This is a genomic window from Burkholderia pyrrocinia, assembly GCF_003330765.1.
Lineage (GTDB): Bacteria > Pseudomonadota > Gammaproteobacteria > Burkholderiales > Burkholderiaceae > Burkholderia > Burkholderia pyrrocinia_B.
This window is the reverse complement of sequence record NZ_CP024902.1, coordinates 790,468-816,888: the sequence shown is the minus strand read 5'-3', so window position 1 is coordinate 816,888 and position 26,421 is coordinate 790,468. Positions and strand designations below refer to the sequence as shown.

Below are 26,421 nucleotides of genomic sequence, written 5' to 3'. Positions count from 1 at the left end.
CGTTTCGGAAACTAGCTGCCGAAGTCCTGATCAAGGACTTCTTCATCACAAATAATCTTCTGAAGCTGCTTCATGTGCTCCGCGGTCGAAGCCCCGCCTTCCGCCCTTCGTGCCGTATGGTCCGGACGGAGATCTACCGGCCGCGCGGCAGGTGTCTCGGCACCGCTATCCATTGCGTCGGTGCCGGCAAGATAGTGACGCTTGAACAGGCGCATCACGTGCGTCACACCCTCCGGCCGTACTTCCCGCAGATCGTCCTCGAAATATGACGAACGAGCATACGCCCCGGTAATGATTTCATACGAAGGGAAATAGGCCACATTTGAATGGCCTCGCGACGCATCCTCGGCAACGACACGCAACGCCGACTTGCTGTAGCAGGTTGAAACTAGTACATGACGCGCTTCGTAGGTTGCGACCAGGGCGACTGGCGAGACGGTCAGGATGATCTTGATGGCCGGATTGACGCCCCGCAGCAGCGAGATGAACTTGGTCAAGTCCTCTTCCATCTCCCGAACCGTAAAGTTCCGGAATGAAATCGAGTCTCCAATATCTGGATTGGCAACCACGCCGGGAGCGATCGGAAAGACAGCGCCGTCGATATCCGAGACCCATCCCTCCGTCAATCCCAACGTAAATACAAAGACGTTTGCGCGCTCGAACATTTCGCGCACGGCCTTGAAATGCTCAATACGATCGGACTCAACCTCTTCACGGCCGGCAAATCCCGACTCCTGTACTCGCGGGCGAAACGGATCGACCGCGCGGCCGTCTGCCCGCCACCATACGGAATCGACCGGATGGAACAAGCCGTAAGCCCGGAGGAACAACTGCAGCAACTGACGCACGGTATAGATATTGCCGAAGCGAGCCGGGAATACACCATATCCGTCATCGACCGCGGCGATGGAGCGCGGGGCACTCTCCGTAACCAGATAGTCGTAACCTTCCGAGGTCAACGTTCTCGATATGTGCTGGGCAAAACAGCTTCCTGCCGTCGCGATCTTGTCCCCGAGATTGATCAGGAACGGCGCCGACACCACCGGATCCACTTCACTGATGCCCAGACTGGACACCGATCTTTTCCAGAAAGCGTAGTCCGGTTTACCGGAATAAGGATTCTTCATGTTTCCCCTTCACATGTTCTGACTGATACAGCTAATCTCTGCTCCCGGACCGCTCATCTTTGGCGTGAACCGCCAGCGTATGAGTCTCTCGGTGCTGAAGCACTGCGTGTAGGAACTAGCCGATGCCCCGGCCGGTCGCCAATGCCCATGGTCAGCAGCACCGCACGGGAATGTCCGCACAACATGCGCCAGCGCCCCATCGCCTCGAATCGAGCGACTGACACCTCCACCACGAACCGTTCCCGGCAAACTCGATTTCCTGCCGGGCTGGCTCGTGACAAGGGCACAATCGAGCACTTCACAAGCCTTCATCCTGCTGAACACACACCCGAGCCGGGACGAACGAATCGAGCCATTTCGATGACTTTACGTTGCAATAGACGAAGAATATCAGCAAAGTCTCGCGATAATTGTGTCGATGCGACGACGACGCCAAAATCGTGAAATTTCGGCGAAAGACTGTTGAAATTGCGTCGATTGCCGCCGTGCGACGCGGCACCTTGAAGTCGGGCACCTTCGCACGCAAAGCAATCTCACGCCAGCCCTGATGCTCTTCGTTACAGCAATCTCCGGAACCCGGGCAAGGCTGTCGACCGGTTTGGCTAATCGGGAACCTGCTGTCGACGCGACGATCCGTCACGCCGAGTGCCCGCGGAAACGCGAGACGCAATACATTGCCCGGTGGCCGATCGTCCCGACTGACGATGCCGCTGACCAGGTTCGTCATCTGGCCCAGGGCCGTGCCCGTCAGGCCAGCTCGTTCAGATGGCTGATCAGCCAATTTGTGCTTTCCTGCCAGTCAAGCAACCTCGTCTGGTCTATCGGGGGCGTCCTTTCCGCTTTCTGATCGTTCATCCATTCGTATATTCGATCCGCGAGCGGAATCGGATGATCGTCACGAAAATACGCTGCAGACGCTGCGGCGATTTCTCTGAACACCGGCAGATCCCGCGCCAAAATAGGCATTCCGTAATGCATCGCCTCGACGAGGGGCAGGCCAAATCCCTCGGCCATCGACGCCATCACCAGTCCGGCGAGATTCTTGTAGAGCCATCCCAACTGGCCGTCGCTGACATTTTCCAACCAGACGATCCGCTTGCCGTTCTCGGGATGCGCGCGCAGACGTGCGGCAAACGATTCGACATTCCAGCCCTGCCGCCCCGCCACCACCAGTACGACATCGCACCCTCGCCGCCACAATTCCTCCACGGCGCACAGCACTTGGTCATGCCCCTTCCTCGGCTCGACGGTTCCGACCATCAACAAGGATCGCGCGAGCGCGGCTTCGCCTCTGTCGGCTTGAACGATTACCGACTGAACCGGTTCGATGGGTGCCTCGCCGAACGACGCGCCAAGATGAAACCATCGAAGCTGAATCTCGTCATCGCCGATACCAAATTTCGACGAAATCCAATGACGAGCATCGACGGCTACCGCATTCGAAATACAGCAAAGCATATCGGAGTGAATCGAGATTGCTCTCAACCACTTTTGATAATACCCTCTGCCTTTTTTCGTGAACCACTGCGGATGTTGGGCCGGGATCAGATCGTAGACGACGAATGCACATTTCACCCCGATTCGTCGCCATGACAATAATTCACGCAGTCTCGTCGGGATGATTCGGCTGCTGAAGTCCAGGCCGAGAAAAATGTCGCCGCGTTGAGCATTTACCGGAAGATCGAGCGTCCGCAATGGCAAGCGATCGTCGTCTCCGGCCGGGCACCGCAGCTCGACATGACGATAGTCGAGCTTGCGCGTGGCTCTGACCAGCTTGACTTCAAAACCATCCGGGGGAGCACGCAGCAATTCGATCGCAATGGAGCGAACAACGCGCTGAATGCCAGTCCCCGCGTCGTACATCGCCAAGATCGAGACATCAACAAGCAGCCACCTGCCCCTGTGCTGCGGCCCACTTCCGTCATCCTGTACGACCCGCAACGACGCAATGCCTTGGCGGGCGTACTTCACCCAAGCCCCGTGGAAATGAACGGCAAGCAGCTGGAGAAGATGCAACCGCATCATTTTCCACATCACGAAACGACCAAATTCGAAAATTTAAGATTCAATTAATTCGAACCATTCTGGTAAAACTCGTAGGCTTCGTCGACATGTGCGAATTGATGCAACTTCCCCTGAACGAGAACCGCAGCACGATCGCAATGCTCACGAATATATCCGGCATCGTGACTGACGATAATCAATGCCCGATCACGCCGCTTTTCAAAGAGTTCAGTATGACATTTCGCGTGAAACCTGCTGTCACCAACCGCAATGATTTCATCAATCAAGAAACAATCGAACTCGATAGCCATCGATAATGCAAACGCCAGGCGAGCACGCATACCCGCCGAATACGTCTTGACGGGCTCTCTCAGGTAATAACCTAGTTCGGAAAACTCCTGAACGAAAGGCTCGGCCGCCTTCGAATCGGCGCCATATACTCGACAGATGAAGCGAAGATTATCCAGACCGGTCAGGCTGCCCTGGAATGCGCCTGCGAATGCCAGCGGCCACGATACGCTCATGCCACGTCGAACCATCCCGCTGGTCGGTGGTTCCGCACCACTAACCAGCCGGATCATGGTCGACTTGCCGGCGCCGTTGCGTCCGAGAATACCAATTTTCTCTCCGCGCTCAACCTTCAGGCTGATACGATCGAGAACCGCGCGCGAACCCTGGCGGGTCCGATAGACCTTGGTGACGTTTTCCAGTGCAATCATTCGGGTTCGACTCGCTTGCCGGTTTCGGCCACCAGAAACAGGCCGACGAGCATCAAAATGGCATCGAATATCACGACGTAGGACACGCTGTAATGCGGTTTGACGAGTTCACCGAAGTAGCCTGCCCGCATCATTTCCACACCATGCACCATGGGCAGAAGCAATACGTACTGCTGCATCTTCTTCGGCAACCAGTCGACCATGAACAGCGCACCGGACAACGCGAACAGCAGATAAGAAACTGTATGCCAGATCCGTTCCGACATCTCGCTGCGCTCGCTCAATGCCCCAATCGCAAATCCAAGCCCGATTGCAAAAAATGCAAGCAGAAACCAACCCATGAGAATTAAAGTGATGTCACTTGGCATCGACATGATGCCGAGCGTTACAAACAATATCGTCAACGTGAATATTGAAATTGTTGCGCCTGCAATCTCAAGTATCGCCCGTGAAATGAACAAATCGATCACGCGCACGTTCCGGTGAAACAGGAGACTGTGATTCGGAAGTATGGCGAGACAGCAGCGGTTAACGCAATTCCGCCACAACAGGACTGACGAATAGCCCGACAATGCGAAGGCAGCGATCGGCAGGCCTGAGCCGTGGACTGCCTTGGTGGCCGTCCACAAACCGATGACACCTAACGTAAACATCATCGGCTCACCAAATAGCCAGACGAACCCAACGTTATGTCTCCCGTAACGCGTAATGATTTCCCGCATCAGGAGTGCACCGATCACTCTGATCTGAATTTCGATGGATCGTCTAAGTGGTGTATCGTGCTTCATTCCGTATAACCCATCTCTACCTGGCCGCGCTCGTTGAGAAACCATAACGGCATGCATCGGATACAGAGATAAAAATCGCTCCGGCCGACCCGCCCAACTCGCAAGCCACCAGATGCTTCAGCGGATTGCGAGGTGAGATGGACAGCCATCGGCTCATTGCTTGACATTCGTTCTCGCGAGCATCCACTCAAGCGTTTTATCCAGGTCGGAATCCGGCTCCCAGCCGGTGGCCACACGCAATCTCTCGTTCGAACCAATCAATTTATACACTTCGTTGGCGCGAACAAACTGCGGATTGACACGAATCTCGAGATGGTGCCCGGTAATTTGTTCCGCCATGGCCAACACTTTGCGCAACGCATAGCCGCGGCCGGAACAGACATTGAACGTTTGCCCCGCAAAACTGCCGTCAATCAGCCGCGCATAGGCTGCGACCACCGACCTGACATCGGAGAAATCCCGAATCACGTCAACATTGCCGAGTTCGATTACCGGTCGCCGATCACGGAAGTGTTCAACGATTTTTGGCAACAGAAAACTGGTCGACTGCCCGACACCTGTATAGTTGAACGGCCGGACGATGGTGATGGGAAGTTTGTCCATCCACAGTCTGGCCATGAACTCCATCGCAATCTTGCTAACGGCATAGTCGTTCGCGGGACAGACAGGCGTCTCTTCATTCAAGACTTCTCGATCCGAGTTGCCATAAACGTTCGCGCTACTCGCCAGCAGCACCGATCGAGGAGTGCATCCGGATGCGCACACGGCATCCAGCAGATTCCGCGTACCGACCACGTTGGTGTCGTAAATTGCGCGCGCGTCTCCATGTGCTACAAACGCGATGGCGGCCAGATGCACAACGACATCGGGCCTGATTTCCTCAAGGGCCTGTACGACTTGGGAGCGATCCAGCAGGTCGACGACACGAGTCGTCGCTTGCGAATCAACGTCCTGCCGATGACCAAAGCCACATACCTCGTGGCCTGCCGCGACGAGAAAATCCGACAGGAAGCGGCCGGTAAAGCCGTGTACCCCGGTGATCAGGACTTTCGCCATGAGAGTCAGAACGAAAAACCGGCTTTGTTGCGGCGGATATCGGCTTCAACCATCATCTGGCAAAGCGCCTCAAGAGAAGTTTGAGGTTTCCAGCCGAGTTCGGCGTGAGCCTTCTCCGGGTTGCCGATCAACAGATCGACCTCTGCGGGACGATAGAACTTCGGATTGATCTTGACGATCACATTGCCCGTCTTCGTGCACTTACCGATTTCGTCGGCACCGCTGCCACTCCACGCGAGGTCGATGTCGGTTGCCTTCGCCGCCATCGTCACGAAATCGCGCACCGTTTCAGTCCGGTTTGTGGCCAGGACATAGGTATCGGGCTTGTCCGCCTGCAGCATCCGCCACATGCCCTCGACGTACTCCTTGGCAAACCCCCAGTCGCGTTTCGCGTCGAGATTGCCGAGTTCTAGCACATCAAGCTTGCCGAGATGGATCTTCGCGATGCTGTCGGTGATCTTGCGTGTGACGAATTCGCGCCCGCGGAGCGGAGATTCATGATTGAAGAGAATGCCGCTGCTGCCAAAGATGCCGTAGCTTTCCCGATAATTCACGGTAATCCAGTGCGCATACAGCTTTGCGACACCGTACGGGCTACGCGGATAGAACGGCGTCGACTCAACCTGCGGGATCGCCTGCACCTTGCCGAACATCTCGGAGGTGCTGGCCTGGTAGAAGCGAATGTCGGTGTTGACGATACGGATCGCTTCGAGCAGGTTCAGCGGACCGAGCCCGGTAATCGCGGCCGTAGTGGACGGCTGATCGAAGGACACGCCAACGAAGCTTTGCGCCGCGAGATTGTAAACCTCGGTGGCGCCGGTCGTCTTGAGCAGGTTGATGCTCGCGCCCAGATCCGTCAGATCGTATTCGACGAGTCGCAGATTGGGATGCGAGTCGATGCCGAGTTCCTCGATTCGCCAGAAATTCACCGAGCTCGTCCGACGGTAGGTACCGTAAACCAAATAATTCTTCTCCAGCAGCAATTGCGCCAGATACGCCCCATCCTGCCCAGTGATACCAGTAATGATTGCCGTCTTCATGTTTATCTCTGCAATTCAAAAAAATACTTCAGATCACCAATGCGTCGAAACATACAATCGTGCGATTACACAATTAAATATTTCCGCACTCTGAATTGAATGACGCCGCGCCACGTCACATAACGATCGAATGACTCAATCCTCAAATTACTTGAACGACTGCACCCCGGTCACGACCGGATATGCAACAGTAAACACCAGGTTCAACATCTTCTGGAGCTCCGTAACAGGCGCATTCGACACGTAAATCAGGTCCTTGTTGTCCACCATGAAATTCTGGGCAACAAAAAACGAACCAGGATCACGCAAGTTCACCCGATAAATCACAGGAACCTTGTTATCCGTCGTGGTACGCACCGGCTTGGACTGCCAATCGAGCGCACCAGCATCCTCGAAACGGAAGATGAACACGCCTTGCGCATCCGCACGCGAGTCTTCCAGGCCGCCAGCTCGCGCGAGCGCCTGTGCCAGGGTAATGCCCTGCGCTTCGAAGTTGATTTCCTGATTCTTGCCCGTGGCACCCAGGGACGTAAAGCTGTAAGGCTGGAACAACGCGGTAACCACGTCTCCCGCGCGTAACGGTACATTTTGACGCGGATCGCGAATCACGGTTGCAAGCGGAAGCGACGCCACGACATTGCCACGCGTCACCTGAATCGTGATCTTGTCGATCGGCTGCCGGACGCCCCCTGCAGAAGCCAGAGCATCAAGCACGCGCTCGCCGCGTGCGCTGAGCTGCATCCTGTTGCTGCTCGCCACATCTCCCACAATCGTGACATACGAGGTCTCGTTGCGATCGAGTTTCACCAGCACCTGGGGATCATGCGCCATGCCCTTGAGCCGGGCCGTGATGTATTGTTCAAGCTGCGCCGGCGTCCGCCCGGCCGCTTTTACCGCACCAATGAACGGGATACGAATGTTCCCCTCACCATCAACGGTTTGAGCCGGCAGCGTCGTCATGCGCGATCCGCTTGTCACACCGGACTTGGCGTCCATTTCACCTGCTGAAAACAGCGTCGCCGGTGGCGCCTCCCAGATCAACACGGAAAGACTGTCGCCGACCCCGAACCGCTGACTGAATTGCGCCCCGTCTCCCAGGACATCGACGAAATCGCTTAGCTTGCGCTCGGCAAAAAGTTTGCGCGCCACTTCGTCTGTGAGATCGACGATTTGGATTCCCGCCGGATTGCTTTCGGTGGCCGCGCTATTGACTTGGGACCGGCTGGGCCCAGAGGTCGGAATGGCTGAGCAGGCGCTCAGACCGACGGCACAGCATACGGCCCAAGCCAGATATGTACGACGATAGAAACTTGCCATGTTTTGATGCGTTCCGGTCATCATCTAGAATCGGCTTGGATTGTCTCACGATGTAGAATATATTTGCGCGCGATTGGCAGAATTCCTCGATCCATCCGTTGCTACTCGCATACGTCCCATCCGTCACGACAAAATATTTCATCCGTGTTAAACGTATTTCTGGACGTATCTCGACTCCTGTCGCGTCTCGCCAAAGGACAATTACCGACCGGTGTGGATCGCGTCGGCCTGGCCTACGTGGAGCGCTACCACGGCAACGCGCGGGCGGTACTCAGCGATTTGGGGTTTTCCAAAATTCTGTCCGAACAGGATTCGCGCCGGCTATTCAGCCTGCTGCTGCAATCGACCGCGCCCTCCAAGGCACGAATACGCGTTCAATCGGCTTTCAGTCTGTTGACACCCGTGAGCGGCACCTTCGAAAAGGCCATTCTCCTGCATACCAGCCACAACGGCATGGAACAGCCGCGCTACTATCAAGCCATGAAACGTCGCGGTATTCGGTCAGTCTTCATGATCCACGACCTGATACCGATCACGCATGCCGAATACTGTCGCCCGGGAGTCGGCACGGTTCATCGCGCGCGCATCCACACCGCGCTGCGCCATGCCGACGGCCTCATCATGAACTCGCAGGACACACTCGATGCACTGACCGCGGAAGCGCATCGCGTCAACCTGTCGTTGCCGCCTACGGTCGTGGCCCGTCTGGCGCCGGGAATCGCCTCGCACGGCAGTGTGCCCAGCCCACTCGATCAACCCTACTTCGTCATGCTCGGTACAATCGAGCCTCGCAAGAACCACTGGTTCATGCTGCATATCTGGCGGAAGCTTGTCGCCCGGCTCGGTACGCAAGCGCCCAAACTCGTCATTATCGGTCGCCGCGGATGGGAATGCGAAAACGTCATTGACATGCTCGAGCGTTGCGAAAGTATCCAGGATGCCGTCATAGAACATTCCGACTGCAGCGACGCGCAATTGCGCGCCTGGCTGCAGCATGCGCGGGCATTATTATTCCCGTCCTTCGTGGAAGGCTACGGCATGCCGCTCGTCGAGGCGCTGACGCTTGGCGTCCCGGTACTGGCAAGCGATCTCGGGGTGTTTCATGAAATTGCCGGGGATATTCCGGACTATCTCGATCCATTCGATGGCCCGGGCTGGTGCGCGCGCATTCTCGCATATGCACAAACCGGCAGCCCCGAGCGCAACGCACAGCTCGACCGCATCGCAGACTTCGATATTCCCACCTGGCAAACCCATTTCCGCCAGGTCGACGCATTCATTAACGCACTGTCTTCGTGAAGAAGAACATCTACCGGCCCGCCGACGCCCCTGGCGTATGGACGAACGATATCCTGCCACGCAAACGCGGGCCGTTACTATCGTGGTTCTGTGCGCCACTTGCGATTCGCACCACGGAGACGTGGATCCGCTGCATCGACAACGTGCTGGCGAAGCACGCGCCCGACAGCGACACGATCGACTTGCAGCAGTTGATGGAGCGCTTTCGCGCGGCCTGCGTATTCGATCCTGCTGCTTCGCCGTCGCGCCCCCACCCCGACCTGGCCGCGTCGACCAGGCAGCGTGTGCTGCTGATCGACGAACCGGTCTCGGACGCTTTCGGCACACCGCCTCCGATGCGCCACCAGGCATTCAAAAGAATGGTCTCGGCGGCGCGCAGCACGCACCCCGTGGCGGAATTGTGGCTCGCGCGCAGCGGCGCGAACGAGCGCACGGAATGGTTGTCCGCCCGTCATCCAGAGATATGCGCAGTTTCGCGATCAATTGATCCGCTCGGTTCGTTGTGTGCGTCGCTCCCCCATTTCCAGCACGTTTACACCGTATCTGCTCCCGAAGGCATGCAGGCGCTATTGTGCGGCGTACCGGTCCACGTGTTTGGCCACCCCTATTACGCAGGATGGGGCCTGACGCACGATGATGCCGATCAACCGGCACGCCAGGCCAGTGCGACAATTGGCACCCTGTTCGACGCGATATTCGTACGCCTGTCCCAATACATCGATCCGGAGACCGGGACAATCGGCGAGCTGGACAAGTTGCTTGCCGCAATCGCGACACACCGTGCGACCGCGCGGCGTTTCGCCGATGTGGGCAGGGTTGCGGGCGTCCGCTTCCAATTGTGGAAACGGACGTTCGCCAAACCCTATCTCACCGCTGCGGGAGCACAACTGCGCTGGCTCGATCGGCTCGACGAACTTCGCGTGGGCGAATATGCCGCCTTCTGGGGCGCTCGCTCGTCGGCAGGCCTTCCACCCGAGACGCCCGTGATCCGCATCGAGGATGGCTTCCTGCATTCGGCCGGCCTGGGTTCGGATCACGTCGCGCCCTGCAGTCAGGTCATCGACCGAAGAGGGATTTATTTCGATGCGAGCCGGCCGAGCGATCTCACAGCGATCCTGAACGAAGCGGAGTTTGCCGACGCAGAACTTTCTCGCGCCAGAGCCTTACGCGAAACTATCTCAAACGCCGGATTGACGAAATACAATCTGGGCCGCCGCTGTCCGACCTGGCACGCTCCGGTCGGGAAAACCGTCATCCTCGTCCCCGGTCAAGTCGCCGACGACGCATCCATTCGCCTCGGCACGAGAAACATCTCGACGATTGAAGATCTCGTGAACCAGGTCCGCCTGCAGCGCCCCGACGCATTTATCGTTTACAAACCGCATCCGGATGTATTGTCCGGAAACCGGCTGGGCGTTGTCGAGGCGAACGGCAATGCAGATATCGTCGATACCGAATCCGATCTCGCGTCGCTAATCGAGATTTCCGACGAGGTTCATACACTATCCTCGCTATCCGGCTTCGAAGCCCTCATACGCGGCAAGCAAGTCCATACCTACGGACTGCCGTTCTACGCCGGCTGGGGCCTCACGCACGACAGGCTCGCACAGCCATGGCGCGATCGCAGACTGACTCTCGACATGCTGACCGCCGGCGTGTTGATTCGCTACCCGGTTTACTGGGACTGGACGTGGGGGATATTTACCACGCCGGAATCAGTTGTCAGCAAAATGACCGCATCCGCATCTCGGCCGCTCGAAAAAATCGAAGGCAACCGAATGCGGCCGTGGTTGAAAGCTTGGCGCTGGAGTCGGAATGGCATCCTGCACCTTCTTTCGCGCGATTGATAGCGCTGCGGTCGATTGCGGATAAACGCGACACTCGTTCATCCGAAAACAACACGTGTCTGCAAAATTTCGAGAAAATGGCGCACTGATTTCAAGGCAGGCAACTCTTTCATCAGCATCTCAGCAAGGTCGAGTGATTCATGAACATTTATCCGGTGATTCTCTGTGGTGGCAGCGGTACGCGGCTTTGGCCCATGTCGCGGGGAGGCTACCCGAAGCAATATCTAAAACTTGCAGGAAAGCACTCTCTCGCGCAGCAGACCGCACTGCGTCTTGCCAACATCCCGGATGCGGCCGCACCCATTGTCGTTTCGAATACCGAGCAACGGTTCATCATCTCCGAACAGCTGCGCGCCGTAGGCATCACGCCATCCTCGGTCATACTTGAACCGATGGGTCGCAATACGGCCCCCGCGATCGCCATCGCGGCACTGGTTGCGCTGAGAAGCGCACCGGACGCACTACTGATGGTGCTGCCGTCGGACCATATCATTCTCAACGAGCAGGCATTCGTGAAAGCGGCCTGCGCCGCCGCGAAAATCGCCGCGGACAATCACCTCGTCACGTTCGGCATCAAGCCGGATTCGCCGAATACCGGATACGGATATATCCGCCGCGGCTCGACCATCTCCGAGGAATGCGCCGCCTACACGGTTCAGGCCTTCGTCGAGAAACCCGACCACGCAACGGCCGAATCCTTCCTCGACGACGGCGGCTATTACTGGAACAGCGGCATGTTCATGCTGAAGGCATCGACATACATGGAGGAACTGCAACGCTTCGAGCCGGAAGTCGCCCGACAGGCCGAAGCGGCGCTCCACGCAGCCACCTGCGACGCCGACTTCATCCGTCTCGGTGAAGCAGAGTTCTCCGCCGTACCGAACATTTCGATTGACTACGCGGTGATGGAGCGGACCGATCGTGCCGTCGTGATCACCGCATCCGACCTCGGCTGGAACGACATCGGTTCGTGGGCATCACTCGCCGAGATCGCCGACAAAGACGATGACGGCAACGCACTGCTCGGGGACGTACTCACCTACGATACCCGCAACGCTTACGTTCGCGCCGAGCACCGCATGGTCGCCACGATCGGTGTCGACAATCTGGTGATTGTCGAGACGGCCGACGCCGTTCTCGTCGCGCATCGCGACAAAACCCAAGACGTCAAGAAAATCGTCGAATCACTCAATGCCTCCGGCCGTCATGAATCGATTACGCACCGCCGCGTCGTGCGTCCGTGGGGCGATTACGAAGGTCTCGACCAAGGCGACCGCTTCCAGGTCAAGCGTATCGTCGTGAACCCCGGCGCGCAGCTCAGCCTTCAGATGCATCACCATCGCGCCGAGCACTGGATTGTCGTGAAGGGTACTGCACTCGTCACGAACGGCGACAAGGAAATCATGCTGACGGAGAACCAGTCGACCTACATTCCGCTGGGCACGACACATCGTCTGAGCAACCCTGGCAAGATCCCGCTCGAACTGATCGAGGTACAGTCGGGCTCATATCTGGGCGAGGACGACATCGTCCGCTTCGAAGACACCTACGGCCGCGCACCGAAGTAAGCCGGGGCGTCAGGCTCGCGCCACAGAGCCCATCACCGTGCCGCCTTGCGCGGCACGGCCTCTCCCTCCGGCGTACGCGCCCGGTTCTCCGCGCGCTTACGCAGGCATCCCGACCGGCGACGCCGTACGAGCTACAGCCCGTCTGCGGCAGCAGAAAGTCCGCATGTGCTCCCGGCTTGCCTCGTCTACAGACAACTCGATCCGGCCCGGTGCGATGACCGCCAGCTAAGAGAGCTTCGGTATCGATATCGGCATCGCCAGATATTTGCCGCGTCGTCGCCGTCCGGGTATAACTTCGGAGCCGGCGCATTCCGCGCCCCGACTTCCGATTTGGAGAACGCATGATCGATCTCGCCACCGCCCAGCAATTCCTGATGGCCCGCGGCCTCGACTTCGGCCTCAACCTCCTCGCCGCGATCGTATTGTGGTTCGTCGGCCGCTGGGCGGTCCGTATCGGCACGCGCCTGCTCGGCAAAGTCGTACGCCGCAGCGGCAAGGTCGACCCGACGCTCACCGACTACCTGACCTCGGTCGTCGGCGTGCTGCTAACGGTCCTGCTGATCCTCGCGATCCTGCAGATCTTCGGAGTGCAGACAACTTCGTTCGCCGCGCTGCTCGCCGGCCTCGGCCTCGCGATCGGCACCGCCTGGGGCGGCCTGCTCGCGCACTTCGCCGCCGGCGTGTTCATGCAGGTGCTGCGCCCGTTCAAGATCGGCGACGTCATCAATGCGGGCGGCGTCACGGGCACGGTGAAGGAACTCGGCCTGTTCGGCACGACGATCATCACCCCCGACAACATCGTGACGATCGTCGGCAACAACAAGATCTTCTCGGACAACATCGCGAACTACAGCGCGACGTCGCACCGTCGCGTCGACCTGACCGCGAAGATCGCGAACGGCGTCGACGCGGTCGACGCGATCAACCGCCTGAAGACGTCGATCCAGCAGATCCCGAACGTGCTGACCAACCCGGCACCGGACGTCGGCGTATTCCAGTTCACGCCGGAAGGCCCGCTGCTGTTCGTGCGCCCGTCCACGGCACCCGAGAACTACTGGCAGGTGTACTGCGACACCAACCGCGTGATCCTCGATACGTTCCGCGACGCCCAATACCCGACGCCCGAAACGCCGGTCTCGCATCGCAGCGCGTAACGGCATCGCACGGATCGGGATAGGGGCGGTCAGGCAACCTGACCGATCCCCTCCCACACCACCCGGCATGCGGGTCCGCACCGGGCGGTTCGAGCAGTTGAGGTCATGAGAGCCGGGGTACGCCAAGACGGTCGAAGTAGGCGATCGGCATGGCGCGGTTCAGCAGCCAGCGGCTGTTTCGCCACCAACGCCGACTGTTCGCGGCTACCCGGTGGGCATCCTCTTTCGAGGCGCCCAGCGCCAACAACTCCCGGTACATCGTCGTACCTCGACGCCAGTGCTTGAGCTGCACTGCACGCAGCCGGTGCCTGATCCACTTGTCGAGTTCACGGAACACCCTCGGCGTCTGAGCAAGCCGGAAGTACGCTTTCCAGCCAGGGATATACGCTCTCAGTGGCTCCGCTACCTCCGGCAGGCTCCGCCCACCCGGGCGGCGAGTCAGTTCCCGGATGCGTTGCTTGAAGGTCGCGAGCGCCTTCCACGACACCGCGCATTTGATCCGGTCCCCCGCGCTGCGCCACAGTTCGTAGCCCAGAAACTTGCGACCGGTCGCCTGTGCGACCGCCGTCTTCGCCTCGTTGACCCTCAGGTGAAGCCGATCGTAGAGCTTGCGCAGGCCGCCCAGCACCCGTTCGCCCGACCGGCTGCTGCGTACATACACGTTGCAGTCGTCGGCGTAACGCACGAAGCGGTGTCCGCGCCTCTCCAGTTCACGATCCACCTCGTCCAGCAGCACATTGGCCAGCAGCGGCGACAGCGGCCCGCCTTGCGGCGTGCCTTCGTGTCGCTCACTGACCACGCCGCCATCCATGATCCCGGCCTCAAGGTAGTGACGAATCAGCCGCAGCACGGCCTTGTCGTCGATCCGCCTCGATAGCCGCTCCATCAGGATGTCGTGATTGACCCGATCGAAGAACTTCTCCAGATCCACATCGACCACCACCCGATAGCCGTCCTGCACATGCCGCTGTGCCATCAGCACCGCGTCACGCGCACGACGACCCGGCCGGAAGCCGTAGCTGTGTTCACTGAATGTCGGATCAATGATGGGTTGCAGGACTTGCAGCAAGGCTTGCTGGATCAGCCGATCCGTTATCGTCGGAATCCCCAACTCACGCGTCCCGCCACCGGGTTTCGGAATCTGGACTCGCCTCACCGGCGCGGGCCGGTAGCTGCCGCCCAGTAACGCTTCCCGAATCCCCGGCCAGTGCGTCTTGAGGTGTTCCGCCGTCTCGGCTATCGACTTCCCATCCACCCCGGCACTGCCACGATTGGCTTTGACGCGCTTCCACGCCATCACCAGATTCGCTCTCGCGAGCGCCTGCGATAGCAGACTGTCTCGCCCCAAGCCTCCAGTTTCGTGTCGCGCCGTCCGCGCTTCATCACGCCTCGCTTCAGGCTCGGCTTCACCTCGCCATCCCGCGTTGCGCGCTACCTGCGTAGCCTTCTGATGCCCTGCACGTCCGAGCGACACGGCCTTCGGCCCTCCTACTCGTTCAGCCCTTCGCCCTCAACCAGCGGCTACTACGGCCTCTGCTGACTTCTCGCTCCGGCTCAGCACCGTCGCCCTTTCAGGCACAAGGCGAGATCTCCCCAGGTAAGAACGCACTCCTTCATCGCACAACCGCTGCATTTACGCCACCTCGCCTTGATCACGAGAGCTTTGTGGTTACGTGCCCACTCGCCCTGCTCGGCAGCGCCTTCTATGCGGTTCTTGTCCATCGGCTCGCGATTTACGCTCCACGCTTCCTCCCCACACTCGGTCGCCCTCATGCAGTTGCGCTTCGCTTCATTTGCCGTGATCAGCTTATGGCGGGACTTGCACCCGCAGGAGTGCGCCCATGCTGGGCGCACACGAAAAAAGCGTGGCAACCGCCACGCTCAGACTGCTGACAGACCCTCGCCAAGTGCGAGGGTTTTGTTTTGGATCATCGCGGATTACCGGGGAACGCGGCGCGGATCTTGAGGAAGAAGTACCGTTCGTCACGGTATTCGTCCACGGCGAGTTCGAATGTATCGTCGTCGGGCGAAGCAAGCGTCGCGGCCACACCCGATCCGCCGGCGAATTCGATTATGGCCGGATGCGGCTTCTCGATGCGCGGTGCATCGTCGAGCGTCACGATACTGCCGGGATAAAGGTGCGAATGGCTTGCACGTAGCAGGACGGCGACGGACACGGAAGGTGCTTCGGGAGAAGGGGCTCGAGTCAAGGGCGTCGGATTCCGGAGCATGAGCGAGAGCATGCGGCGATGACATCGCTTGCCGAATCGAAAGCGGCGTCGACACGGCCTCGCGACTTCGTCACCCCAATACTCGTGATGCAGCAATGTCTCGAATTAGCGGACCCGGCAATGCCATGTAATGAAATGTAATTAACGGTGACTGAAAGTAATATCAAGCTCACCCTGTGCGCGAGTACGATAGGCACCGACGCGGGCGGACAATATGCCCCCATTAACAGAAGAGAGCGTAATGTCGACGCAGGAGACGCTTTACACGGAATTCGAAGGCAGCATCCGGGGCAGCGGAAAAGGCACTTTCGAAATCGGTGCGATACCCATCACGTTTGATTTGTCTCGCCGGCACGAAAGGTACTATTCGGTGTCGCTGATCCCGGATATTCGATATCCGAAAGATGATATAGACCGGACCCGGTTCCGCCGATTCGTCAGGACAAGCAATCAGATCGCTCGATGTCAGCGCGAATATCGGCGTCACCGCAATCAAGTTGCTCGAGACCGGTGCGCGTCGCGTAATCGCTGCTGAGCCGATTCCTGAGCTTCATGCCAAGCTCGCGAGGGGGCTACCGACCGCGTCGTTCCCGCGGACCAGGATCTCCTCCGATGCGGGGGCACTCGACCATGATGACCGTTTCGCTCGCGCGCCATCAAGGATCGAGCCTGAAGGACAAAGTGCTTGCGCTGTTTCTGTACATCTTCGGCGACATTCATCACATGATTTCCGTGCAAACCACGAGCATCGATGCGCTACGGATCGAGCACGGCGCGTTCGACATCTGGAGTCGGATTATCGAGGGAGCGGAAGGCGATGCGCTATCAGGCGGCATGGAGATGCTTGGTCGCTGCCCGCCGCGTGCCATCGTCGCCGGGCTCTTTGGCGATCTGCGGCATGTGTTGCGGCACCGCTTGAGCGGGACACCCCAGTACGGCTATCGTGTGTTTTTGCGCAAACACGACCACGAACCGGAGTTTGCGGAGGTCGACGTCGAGCCGGGCGAAATGCATCGCCACACAAGTCCGACGTTCGGGTTTTCTCGCGAGACGGTCACCTGACGCGACCTGTCTTCGTCATGGATGCACTCGCAATACATTCAGTAACCTGCAATAAACAATCGATGGATTCATGCTGGAATTGAAACGACGACCGCACATCGACGAGGTGGTCTTCGCTGACGATTTTTTTCGGACGCGCGAAAACGGATTGCCGCTGGCATCACAGGTCAACCGCAAGTTCTTGCGTGCTTTCTTCGGCACGGCAGCTTCGAGACTGGGTTGGCGCGTGAGGGAAGTCTGCTCCCGGTCGCAGGGCGGGAGCATTCCAGTACGCAAGGTTATGGAGGCACTGGACTTACCGCAAAGCCCGGACGGATGGGCCGCTGCGTGCACGACCGACTTGAATCAGGCCGCAGAGCACTTGAGCTCACTGGCCTTGACGCCCGCTACCCTGGTGATTGGCTGGGGCTTGCCGCCGTCCATCATGCATTATGTAGACTGCCACGGAGCGGCATTCATCGACGTGGAAATCCACTCGATCCGCTTTACCCGCGATCTGCATCTGGCAATGCGCACCAACGATCCCGGGATTCAGCGTGAACTGGAGCGGCTGCGCATAGACGAAGAGATAATCTGGTCTGCGGCCGCCGGCTTGCGCGCCCACTTTGCGCGGCGCGGACAGTCTTTTATTGTGCGGCCTGATCGGAGCGTAGGTGTTTTTGTCGGGCAGATGACCGTTGATCTGGCTGTGGTGCACGGTGGCCGCCTCACGCGCCCCGTCGATTTCGTCAAGCAAATCAGCGATTGGGCGAAGGAGGTCGATCTCCTTGCTATTCGTCCTCATCCCGCGCAGACCGATACGAGCCACCTGCACGCATTGCTGGAACAGGTGCCCAACGCGGTGCTCGTGAGCGGCAACACATACAGTCTGCTCTGCGCGGACAATCTTGCATTCGTCGGAGCGGTATCCTCCGGTGTGCTTAACGAAGCCAGCTATCTTGGGTGCAACGATATTCGGCGATTGCTCACCGATGACCGCAATCGGGTCGGTCTTCTGCCGACAACCTGCTCACCGTGGATACCCGTCAGGCTCGAGGTGGCCAGCGTTCGCTCGCTAAGGGCTTTCGCCCGTGCGAGACAGCGCGCGTGGCATTGGCCCCTGCCTCGACTTTCGGCCAACCCGCCGCCGGCGTTTCCCGAGGACATGCTCAACCAGATCTTCGGCTACCGCTGGGGACTGGATCCAGCGGCGAACGGTCTGCAGGAATTGCCGACGCTCGTGCCGGGACAGTCGCTGAGCATGGCGCTGGGTGCGCCGGGTGCTGCATGTACTGTCTTCGGATATGGCTGGTACTGGCCTGAAAATTGGGGCGTGTGGAGTGCAGAAGCGCACGCGTGGCTGGTTATTCCACTGGGCTTTCCCGATAACGTGCCGCCTGGCGGCGACTTCGAATTCTCGTTGCACGGCCAGGTGTTTGCTCCCGGCACGGTGACCCCGCCGACCATACGCATCCTGGTCAATGGCCACGAATGTCGGTTGTCCCTCGGCCAGGACGGGAGCATGGAGTGGGTCGTCAGACTCGACGCCGAAGCCGTCAAGCACCGGTTGCTGATCATTGCCTTCGATGTGCAAGGGGCATTGCGGCCCTGCGACGTGGGGGGAAATCCCAACGACAATCGAACTGTCGGGATTGGATTGCGATCCGTCGCGCTGCGCGAAAGCGGAGGGCTTGCGCCCGAACTGCCGACGCAATGAGGACACGGCACGAGAAGAGATCAGCCGGTCTTCCGCGCACGAGGATCCATCACATGACCGATCCGGAAAACAAGGTGGTCGCGCAGGAACGGGCGTTCGACGTCCGCGCGCCCGCCAGCCGCGCAATACCGGCATCGTGAAGGCGTCAACAGCACCATCAAGGTCATCAAGCGCAGGGCTGACGGGTACCGCGACGATGAGTCCTTCTTCGTCAAGATCCGCGCCGCGTTCCCCGGTAATCCGCGATGAACTTTTTTATTGCACCAGAAACGAAGCCCCCCCGCTCAGCGCCCGCCCGTCCCCTGCGCATTGTCCGACCGCCGCCCGCGCACGAGCTTCCACACCGCGCCGAGCGCGACCGGCACGATCGCCGCGCCGATCCCGACCAGCACGATCACGTTCAGGTATTGGCGGATGAACGGGATGTTGCCGAAGAAGTAACCGAGCAGCACGAGCAGCAGCACCCACACCAGCGCGCCGATCACGTTGAAGAGCTGGAAGCGCGCGGCGCTCATCGACGACGCGCCCGCGACGAACGGCGCGAACGTGCGCACGACCGGAATGAAGCGCGCGAGCACGATCGTCTTGCCGCCGTGCTTGTCGTAGAACGAGTGGGTCTTCTGCAGCGCGGCGCGATCGAGGAAGCGCTCGAGCACCGGGATATGGGTATTGAAGACCTTCGGGCCGACCCAGCGGCCGATCAGGTAGTTCACGGTGTTGCCGGCGATCGCCGCGACGAGCAGCAGCACGATCAGCGCGCCGACGTTCATTTCGCCCGTCGCCGCAAACGCGCCGCCGATGAACAGCAGCGAATCGCCGGGCAGGAACGGGAACACGACGAGCCCCGTCTCGCAGAACACGATCAGGAACAGCACGACATAGACCCACGCGCCGTACTGCCGGATGAAATCGCCGAGGAATGCGTCGATATGCAGGACAAGATTGACGAAATGAAGCAGCGTATCCAAATGCGATTCCTCGAAGGCGAAAGGGCCGGAATGGCCAGAAAAGGCTGAAGCGCGCGCCAGCCAAGGCCGGCGTGCGTTACGGACCCATGATACCGAAACTACCTTAAGGCTCCGTGAAAAAACGTAACCGCCGGGCGCCCCGGCATACATCCGCCGCCTCGCTATAATTCGGCCATGTCCGATATCACCGAAACGGCCGCGGGCGCCGCGCCCGCCCCCGCTCCGCGCCCGCTGCGCGCGATCCAGCCCCTGCCCGACCAGCTGATCAGTCAGATCGCCGCCGGCGAGGTCGTCGAACGCCCGGCGTCAGTCGTCAAGGAACTGCTCGAGAACGCGATGGACGCCGGCGCGACAACACTGCGCATCGTGCTGGAAGAAGGCGGCGTCAAGCGCATCTCGATCACCGACGACGGTTGCGGGATTCCGCCCGACGAGCTGGCGCTCGCGCTGATGCGCCATGCGACCAGCAAGATCCGCTCGCTGGAGGAGCTCGAAGCGGTCGCGACGCTCGGGTTCCGCGGCGAAGCGCTCGCGTCGATCGCGTCGGTCGCCGAGATGTCGATCACGAGCCGGACGGCCGACGCCGCGCATGCGATGAAGATCGATGCGCACACGGGCGTGCTGTCGCCCGCCGCCGGCTCGATCGGCACGACGATCGAGGTGCGCGAGCTGTACTTCAACACGCCCGCGCGGCGCAAGTTCCTGAAGAGCGAGCAGACCGAGTTCGGCCACTGCCTCGAAATGATCCGCCGCGCGGCGCTCGCGCGGCCGGACGTCGCGATCTCGGTGCTGCACAACGGCAAGGCCGTCGAGCACTGGAATGCGACCGAACCCGCGCAACGCGTCGCGAAGATCCTCGGCGACAGCTTCGCGACCGCACACCTGCCGCTCGACGAACAGGCCGGCCCGCTCGCGGTCTACGGCTGCGCAGGCCTGCCGACCGCGAGCCGCGGGCGCGCCGACCAGCAGTATTTCTTCGTCAACGGCCGCTTCGTGCGCGACAAGCTGCTGACGCATGCGGTGCGCGCGGCCTACGAGGACGTGCTGCACGGCGACCGCTACCCGTCGTACGTGCTGTTCCTCGACCTGCCGCCCGAAGCCGTCGACGTGAACGTGCATCCGTCGAAGATCGAAGTGCGGTTCCGCGATTCGCGCTCGATCCACCAATATGTGTTCCACGCGGTCCAGCGCTCGCTCGCTCGCCATGCGGGCGCGTCGCCGGAAACCACGGCGGGCGGCCATGCCGCGCATATCGAACCCGCACCGCGCGGGCCGGCATCGTTCCTGGACACGCCGCTCGGCCAGGGCCAGGCGGCCAGCGGCAGCGGTTTCTCGTCGCCGTCGTCGTCATCGTCGTCGGGCAACACCTGGATGCGCCAGGCGCGGATGACGCAGGGAACGCTGCCCGTCGCTCAGCCGCTCGCGCTCTACGACGCGTTGTTCGGCCGCAAGGACACCGGCGCGGGCACGCCGGACGGCACGACGAGCCTCGCCCGCGATTCGGCCGGCACGCCGATCGCGCCGCTGCCAGGCTTCACCGCATCGCCGCTCGCAGCCACCGCGCACGACGAGCAGCCGCTCGGCTTTGCGCTCGGCCAGATCCACGGCATCTACGTGCTCGCGCAGAACGCGCACGGGCTGGTGATCGTCGACATGCACGCGGCACACGAGCGGATCCTGTACGAACAGTTCAAGAACGCGCTCGCCGATCGCTCGGTCGCCGTGCAGTCGCTGCTGCTGCCGGTGTCGATGACGGCCACGCCGGTCGAGATCGGTACGGTCGAGGAAGAGCGCGACACGCTCGAATCGCTCGGCTTCGATCTCGCGGTGCTGTCGCCGACGACGCTCGCGATCCGCGCGGTGCCGGCGCTGCTGAAGGATGCCGACCTGCAGGCGCTCGCGCGTGCGGTGCTCGCCGACCTGCACGCATTCGGCGGCTCGCGCGTGCTCACCGAGCGCCAGCACGAACTGCTCGGCACGCTCGCGTGCCACCACGCGGTGCGTGCGAACCGGCGCCTGACGCTCGACGAGATGAACGCGCTGCTGCGCCAGATGGAGGCGACCGAGCGCGCAGATCAATGCAACCACGGCCGGCCGACCTGGTATCAGCTCACGCTGAACGATCTCGACCGCCTGTTCATGCGCGGCCAATGAGCGCCGCACCGCCCTCCCGCCCGACGACGATCGCCTGCCTGCTCGGCCCCACCGCATCGGGCAAGACGGCCGCGGCGCTGGCGCTGGCCGCGCGCCGCCCGGTCGAGATCGTCAGCGTCGATTCGGCGCTGGTCTACCGCGACATGGATATCGGCACCGCAAAACCGTCGCGCGACGAGCGCGCGAGCGTGCCGCATCACCTGATCGACATCATCGACCCGGCCGACGCGTATTCGGCCGCGGAATTCCGCACGGACGCGCTGCGCCTGATCGGCGAGATCGCCGCGCGCGGCCGCACGCCGCTGCTCGCGGGCGGCACGATGCTGTACTACAAGGCGCTGACGCAGGGGCTCAACGACTTGCCGGGCGCCAACCCAGCCGTGCGCGCCGAACTCGATGCCGACGCCGCGCGCGACGGCTGGCCCGCGCTCCATGCACGGCTAGCGCAGGTTGACCCCGCGACGGCCGCCCGGCTCGCGCCGAACGATTCGCAGCGGATCCAGCGTGCGCTTGAAATCTTCATGCTGAGCGGGCAGCCGATGTCGGTGCTGCTTGCCGCGCCGCCGCCCGCGGACGATGCGGCCGCCGCGTTTCGGTTCGTGCCGGTCGCACTCGAACCGTCGGATCGCGCGGTGCTGCACGCGCGGATCGCGCAGCGCTTCGACGCGATGCTCGACGCGGGCTTCATCGACGAAGTCGAACGGCTGCGCCGTCGCGACGACCTCCATCCCGGCCTGCCGTCGATGCGCTGCGTCGGCTACCGGCAGGCGTGGGAATTTCTCGACGGCGACACCGACTACCGGACGATGCGCGACAAGGGTATCTTCGCGACGCGCCAACTCTGCAAGCGCCAGATCACGTGGCTGCGCGCGATGCCCGAGCGGATCGTCGTCGACTGCGTCGCGCCGGACTCGACGGCCCGCGCGCTCGACGCACTCGAACGCGTGCTCGACGGCCGCACACCGGGCTGAGCGGGCCGCCGGCAGCCCGTGTCAGCCGCGCTGGCGCGCCGCCAGGCGCGACGTGGCCGGGGCTCGTCTGGGCCGCGGCCGCGCTGCTCTATCTGCTCGTACCGCCGTTGCTGGCCGGCGCGCGTCCGGCGGGCGCGCCGCGGCCGTCCGCCTGAGCGTCGGCAGGCACCGTCACGCGCCCCGCCGCGCTCAGTGCACGAGCGTCACGAGATTCGCATCGCGCACGAGTTGCCAGCGGCCGTCGGCCTTGCGGAAGATCGTCAGCGTATGGCCCGAACGGCGTATCGTCTCGCCGCCCGGCGGCGTCGCGTCGATCTCGAGGAAATTGCGCATGTACGCCCAGTCGCCCATCACGCGCAGTTCGTCGATCCGGTAGCGGCCGTCGATCTTCGGCGCGTGCTCCGCACCCGCGTTCGCTTCACGCGACGCGGCCGCGAATGCCGCCTTGTCGAACGGCGGCTTGCCGGCCACCATGAAGATCGCGTCGTCGGCGATCAGGTCGAGCACGGTCGCCAGATCGCCGCGCCGGCTCGACACGAACCAGTTTTCCACGAGCTCGCGGATCGCGCGTTCATCTTCGGTCATCGTCGTCCCTCCTTCATCGGCGCCGCGCACGGCGCCCGAAAAAAAACCGCCCGGATCGACTCCGGGCGGCTTTCGTTGCTGCATCTGCTGCTGGCGGTGCGTCAGACCACGACCGTCTGCGCCTCGCCTTCGCGGGTCGCGCGCACGGTACCGATCTTCCACACCTGTTCGCCGGCGGCGGTCAGGTCGGCGATCGCTGCATCGGCATCGGCCGCCGCGACGATCACGGCCATGCCGATCCCGCAGTTGAACACGCGGTGCATTTCCGCATCGGCGACGCCGCCGTGCTCCTGCAGCCACTTGAACAGCGGCGGCAGCGGCCATGCGTTCTGGTCGAGCTCGGCGGTGAGGCCTTCGCGCAGCACGCGCGGAATGTTCTCGACGAGACCGCCGCCCGTGATGTGCGCCATGCCCTTCACCGGCAGCTTCTGCATCAGCGCAAGCAGCGGCTTCACGTAGATGCGGGTCGGCGCCATCAGCGCGTCGGCGAGCGAGCGGCCGTGGAAATCGGCCGACAGGTCGGGGTTCGCGCGCTCGATGATCTTGCGCACGAGCGAGAAGCCGTTCGAGTGGATGCCGCTCGATGCGAGGCCCAGCACCACGTCGCCTTCGGCGATCGTGCTGCCGTCGATGATCTTGCTCTTCTCGACCGCGCCGACCGCGAAGCCGGCCAGATCGTATTCGCCGTCCGGGTACATGCCCGGCATTTCGGCGGTTTCGCCGCCGATCAGCGCGCAGCCCGACAGTTCGCAGCCTTGCGCGATGCCCTTGACGACGGTCGCGGCCGTGTCGACGTCGAGCTTGCCGCACGCGAAGTAGTCGAGGAAGAACAGCGGCTCGGCGCCCTGCACGAGGATGTCGTTCACGCTCATCGCGACGAGATCCTGGCCGACCGTGTCGTGTTTGTTCAGATGAAACGCCAGCTTGAGCTTGGTGCCCACGCCGTCGGTGCCCGACACGAGCACGGGCTCGCGATACTTCTTCGGCACTTCGAACAGCGCGCCGAACCCGCCGATGCCGCCGAGCACGCCGTCGCGCAGGGTTTTCTTCGCAAAAGGCTTGATCTTGTCGATGAGCGCGTCGCCTGCGTCGATGTCGACGCCTGCGTCGCGATAGGACAGACCCTGAGCGTCAGGAGCGGATTTCGGAGGATTCATGGGGGAATGCGAGAAGGTCGGTAAAATGCGATTTTACCCGAAGCCGGCCCGTTGGCCGGAATTCCCAGCACCGAATCGTCAGGGATTGCATCTTGGTCAACACGTCCCCGTTTTCTTCGCCGAGCGAACCGCGCCGAAACCGGCGCGGCGCCGTGCGTACGGTCGCGCGTGCAGCCATCGGAGCCGCATTCCCCCGCGCGTGCCCGGCGTACGGCACGCGTTTTTTCAACCGACCCGCATTGTGACTGCTGTGTCCCGTCAACTGACGCTCGATCTCGGCACGCCGCCGCCCGCCACGTTCGACAACTTCATCATGAGCGAGGAGAACGGCGAGCTCATCACGCGGCTCCAGAAGCTCGACCTCGCGCTCGCGGCCGGCCCCGTGCCGGACCGGTCGTTCTATATCTGGGGCGAGCCCGGCAGCGGCCGCAGCCACCTGCTGCAGGCGCTCGTGAGCGACGCGTCATACGGTTATGCGCGCTATCTGACGCCGCAGAGCCCGCTCGGCGCGTTCACGTTCGACCCGCGCATCGGCATCTACGCGATCGACGACTGCGACCGGATGACCGACACGCAGCAGGTCGCGCTGTTCAACCTGTTCAACGAGGTCCGCGCGCATCCGTCGAGCGCGTTCGTCGCGGCGGGCCCCGCGGCGCCGCTCGCGCTCGACGTGCGCGAGGATCTCCGCACGCGCCTCGGCTGGGGGCTCGTGTTCCACCTGTCGCCGCCGTCCGACGCCGGCAAGATCGCCGTGCTCAAGCTTGCGGCGAAGGAGCGCGGGATCGCGCTCACCGACGACATCGCAGCCTACCTGCTGACCCATTTCCGCCGCGACATGCCGAGCCTGATGGCGCTGCTCGACGCGCTCGACCGCTTCTCGCTCGAGCAAAAACGCGCTGTCACGCTGCCGCTGCTGCGCCGGATGCTGGCCCGTCCCGGCGACGACATCACACCTCCGGGCACCGGCCCGAACCGCTTCGAGTAAAATGCGCTTCCATGACTAATCTGGCACTCTTTGACCTCGATCACACGCTGATCCCGACCGATAGCGACCACGAATGGGGTCGCTTCATGGTGAAGCTCGGCATCGTCGACGCGGAAAGCTTCTCGCGTCAGAACGATCAGTTCTTCGCCGACTACAAGGCCGGCAAGCTCGACATCCACGCGTACCTCACGGCGATGCTCACGCCGCTCGCGAAGTATTCGCGCGCGCAGCTCGCCGAATGGCACGAGCAATACATGCACGAGGTGATCCGCCCCGCAATGACGCCCGCCGCGCTCGAACTCGTGCGCAAGCATCTCGATGCGGGCGACCTGTGCTGCGTCGTGACGGCGACCAACGAATTCATCACGCGCCCGATCGCATCGGCGTTCGGCGTCGACACGCTGATCGCGTGCGAGGTCGAAACGACCGACGGGCATCCCGATTCACCGTACACGGGCCGGCCGACCGGCACACCGAGCTATCGCGAAGGCAAGATCGTGCGTACCGAAGCGTGGCTCGCGTCGCTCGGCAAGCACTGGGACGACTTCGCGCACAGCTACTTCTACAGCGACTCGCACAACGACATCCCGCTGCTCGAGAAAGTCACCGACCCGATCGCGACCAACCCTGACGACACGCTGCGCGCGCATGCAAGCAACCGCGGCTGGCGTATCCTCGATCTCTTCTGAACGT

At 61.5% G+C, this 26,421-nt stretch carries 24 protein-coding genes; 11 read left to right on the top strand and 13 right to left on the bottom strand.

Annotated features, from left to right (window positions below):
• Positions 1-11: 11 nt before the first annotated feature.
• The 8 genes from CUJ89_RS03875 to CUJ89_RS03845 all read right to left on the bottom strand — a co-directional run bounded on the left by CUJ89_RS03875 (position 12) and on the right by CUJ89_RS03845 (position 8,051).
• Positions 12-1,127, bottom strand: coding sequence for a GSCFA domain-containing protein (locus tag CUJ89_RS03875; protein WP_114176205.1), 1,116 nt, complete (start codon positions 1,125-1,127; stop codon positions 12-14).
• Positions 1,128-1,425: 298 nt separating this feature from the next.
• Positions 1,426-1,908: a hypothetical protein gene (locus CUJ89_RS37600; protein WP_152036583.1), complete on the bottom strand. Its 483-nt coding sequence runs from the start codon at positions 1,906-1,908 to the stop codon at positions 1,426-1,428.
• Positions 1,875-3,161 (bottom strand): glycosyltransferase family 4 protein, encoded by a 1,287-nt coding sequence (locus tag CUJ89_RS03870; protein ID WP_114176204.1) that lies wholly within the window; start codon positions 3,159-3,161, stop codon positions 1,875-1,877. Before CUJ89_RS03870 ends, CUJ89_RS37600 begins: the two co-directional genes overlap by 34 nt.
• 35 nt (positions 3,162-3,196) lie before the next feature.
• Positions 3,197-3,850 (bottom strand): ABC transporter ATP-binding protein, encoded by a 654-nt coding sequence (locus CUJ89_RS03865; protein ID WP_114176203.1) that lies wholly within the window; start codon positions 3,848-3,850, stop codon positions 3,197-3,199.
• Entirely contained in the window at positions 3,847-4,638 is a 792-nt protein-coding gene (locus CUJ89_RS03860) for an ABC transporter permease (protein ID WP_114176202.1), read from the bottom strand. Before CUJ89_RS03860 ends, CUJ89_RS03865 begins: the two co-directional genes overlap by 4 nt.
• Positions 4,639-4,791: 153 nt before the next feature.
• Positions 4,792-5,694, bottom strand: coding sequence for a GDP-mannose 4,6-dehydratase (locus tag CUJ89_RS03855; RefSeq protein WP_114176201.1), 903 nt, complete (start codon positions 5,692-5,694; stop codon positions 4,792-4,794).
• 5 nt (positions 5,695-5,699) lie between these two features.
• Positions 5,700-6,734, bottom strand: a complete 1,035-nt coding sequence (gene gmd, locus CUJ89_RS03850; RefSeq protein WP_114176200.1) for a GDP-mannose 4,6-dehydratase — start codon at positions 6,732-6,734, stop codon at positions 5,700-5,702.
• Between the two features lie 147 nt (positions 6,735-6,881).
• Complete coding sequence (locus tag CUJ89_RS03845; RefSeq protein ID WP_114178477.1) at positions 6,882-8,051, bottom strand: polysaccharide biosynthesis/export family protein; 1,170 nt, start codon at positions 8,049-8,051, stop codon at positions 6,882-6,884.
• Between the two features lie 144 nt (positions 8,052-8,195).
• On the opposite strand from CUJ89_RS03845, the gene CUJ89_RS03840 reads away from it, so the two are divergent.
• From CUJ89_RS03840 to CUJ89_RS03825, 4 genes are all read left to right on the top strand, one after another.
• Positions 8,196-9,350 (top strand): glycosyltransferase family 4 protein, encoded by a 1,155-nt coding sequence (locus CUJ89_RS03840; RefSeq protein ID WP_114176199.1) that lies wholly within the window; start codon positions 8,196-8,198, stop codon positions 9,348-9,350.
• A complete protein-coding gene (locus tag CUJ89_RS03835) occupies positions 9,347-11,197 on the top strand; it encodes a capsular biosynthesis protein (protein WP_236654916.1) in 1,851 nt (616 codons plus the stop codon). Before CUJ89_RS03840 ends, CUJ89_RS03835 begins: the two co-directional genes overlap by 4 nt.
• A 140-nt stretch (positions 11,198-11,337) precedes the next feature.
• Complete coding sequence (locus CUJ89_RS03830; RefSeq protein WP_114176198.1) at positions 11,338-12,765, top strand: mannose-1-phosphate guanylyltransferase/mannose-6-phosphate isomerase; 1,428 nt, start codon at positions 11,338-11,340, stop codon at positions 12,763-12,765.
• 341 nt (positions 12,766-13,106) lie between these two features.
• Positions 13,107-13,919 (top strand): mechanosensitive ion channel family protein, encoded by an 813-nt coding sequence (locus CUJ89_RS03825; RefSeq protein ID WP_114176197.1) that lies wholly within the window; start codon positions 13,107-13,109, stop codon positions 13,917-13,919.
• A gap of 103 nt (positions 13,920-14,022) precedes the next feature.
• Here CUJ89_RS03825 and ltrA read toward each other — a convergent pair whose 3' ends face one another.
• Both ltrA and CUJ89_RS03810 read right to left on the bottom strand, forming a co-directional pair.
• Positions 14,023-15,393, bottom strand: a complete 1,371-nt coding sequence (gene ltrA / locus CUJ89_RS03820; RefSeq protein ID WP_114176196.1) for a group II intron reverse transcriptase/maturase — start codon at positions 15,391-15,393, stop codon at positions 14,023-14,025.
• Between the two features lie 454 nt (positions 15,394-15,847).
• Positions 15,848-16,162 (bottom strand): hypothetical protein, encoded by a 315-nt coding sequence (locus tag CUJ89_RS03810; protein ID WP_236654914.1) that lies wholly within the window; start codon positions 16,160-16,162, stop codon positions 15,848-15,850.
• Positions 16,163-16,780: 618 nt separating this feature from the next.
• On the opposite strand from CUJ89_RS03810, the gene CUJ89_RS03805 reads away from it, so the two are divergent.
• The 3 genes from CUJ89_RS03805 (at position 16,781) to CUJ89_RS39030 (ending at position 19,157) form a co-directional block, all read left to right on the top strand.
• The gene (locus CUJ89_RS03805; protein ID WP_152036582.1) at positions 16,781-17,212 is read left to right on the top strand and encodes a hypothetical protein; all 432 of its coding nucleotides are present in this window, start codon (positions 16,781-16,783) and stop codon (positions 17,210-17,212) included.
• Between the two features lie 70 nt (positions 17,213-17,282).
• The gene (locus CUJ89_RS03800; protein WP_114176193.1) at positions 17,283-18,908 is read left to right on the top strand and encodes a hypothetical protein; all 1,626 of its coding nucleotides are present in this window, start codon (positions 17,283-17,285) and stop codon (positions 18,906-18,908) included.
• A 60-nt stretch (positions 18,909-18,968) separates the two neighbouring features.
• Positions 18,969-19,157 carry a transposase gene (locus CUJ89_RS39030; protein ID WP_415859041.1) on the top strand — a complete coding sequence of 63 codons (189 nt, stop codon included), beginning with the start codon at positions 18,969-18,971 and terminating at the stop codon, positions 19,155-19,157.
• Positions 19,158-19,192: 35 nt separating this feature from the next.
• Here the strand turns inward: CUJ89_RS39030 and CUJ89_RS03790 are convergent, their stop codons facing one another.
• Positions 19,193-19,876 (bottom strand): DedA family protein, encoded by a 684-nt coding sequence (locus tag CUJ89_RS03790; protein ID WP_201752270.1) that lies wholly within the window; start codon positions 19,874-19,876, stop codon positions 19,193-19,195.
• Between the two features lie 174 nt (positions 19,877-20,050).
• On the opposite strand from CUJ89_RS03790, the gene mutL reads away from it, so the two are divergent.
• Complete coding sequence (mutL, locus tag CUJ89_RS03785) at positions 20,051-22,030, top strand: DNA mismatch repair endonuclease MutL (protein ID WP_114176192.1); 1,980 nt, start codon at positions 20,051-20,053, stop codon at positions 22,028-22,030.
• Positions 22,027-23,001, top strand: coding sequence for a tRNA (adenosine(37)-N6)-dimethylallyltransferase MiaA (gene miaA, locus CUJ89_RS03780; protein ID WP_114176191.1), 975 nt, complete (start codon positions 22,027-22,029; stop codon positions 22,999-23,001). Before mutL ends, miaA begins: the two co-directional genes overlap by 4 nt.
• A 189-nt stretch (positions 23,002-23,190) precedes the next feature.
• Here the strand turns inward: miaA and CUJ89_RS03770 are convergent, their stop codons facing one another.
• Complete coding sequence (locus CUJ89_RS03770; protein WP_114178474.1) at positions 23,191-23,586, bottom strand: YybH family protein; 396 nt, start codon at positions 23,584-23,586, stop codon at positions 23,191-23,193.
• A 101-nt stretch (positions 23,587-23,687) separates the two neighbouring features.
• On the bottom strand, positions 23,688-24,743 hold the full coding sequence (purM, locus tag CUJ89_RS03765; protein ID WP_114176189.1) for a phosphoribosylformylglycinamidine cyclo-ligase: 1,056 nt from the start codon (positions 24,741-24,743) through the stop codon (positions 23,688-23,690).
• Positions 24,744-24,993: 250 nt separating this feature from the next.
• Here purM and hda point away from each other — a divergent pair, with 250 nt between their 5' ends.
• Together hda and CUJ89_RS03755 are read left to right on the top strand one after the other, a co-directional pair.
• Entirely contained in the window at positions 24,994-25,728 is a 735-nt protein-coding gene (gene hda, locus CUJ89_RS03760) for a DnaA regulatory inactivator Hda (protein ID WP_219139655.1), read from the top strand.
• Positions 25,729-25,739: 11 nt separating this feature from the next.
• Entirely contained in the window at positions 25,740-26,417 is a 678-nt protein-coding gene (locus CUJ89_RS03755) for an HAD family hydrolase (RefSeq protein WP_114176187.1), read from the top strand.
• Positions 26,418-26,421 lie beyond the last annotated feature (4 nt).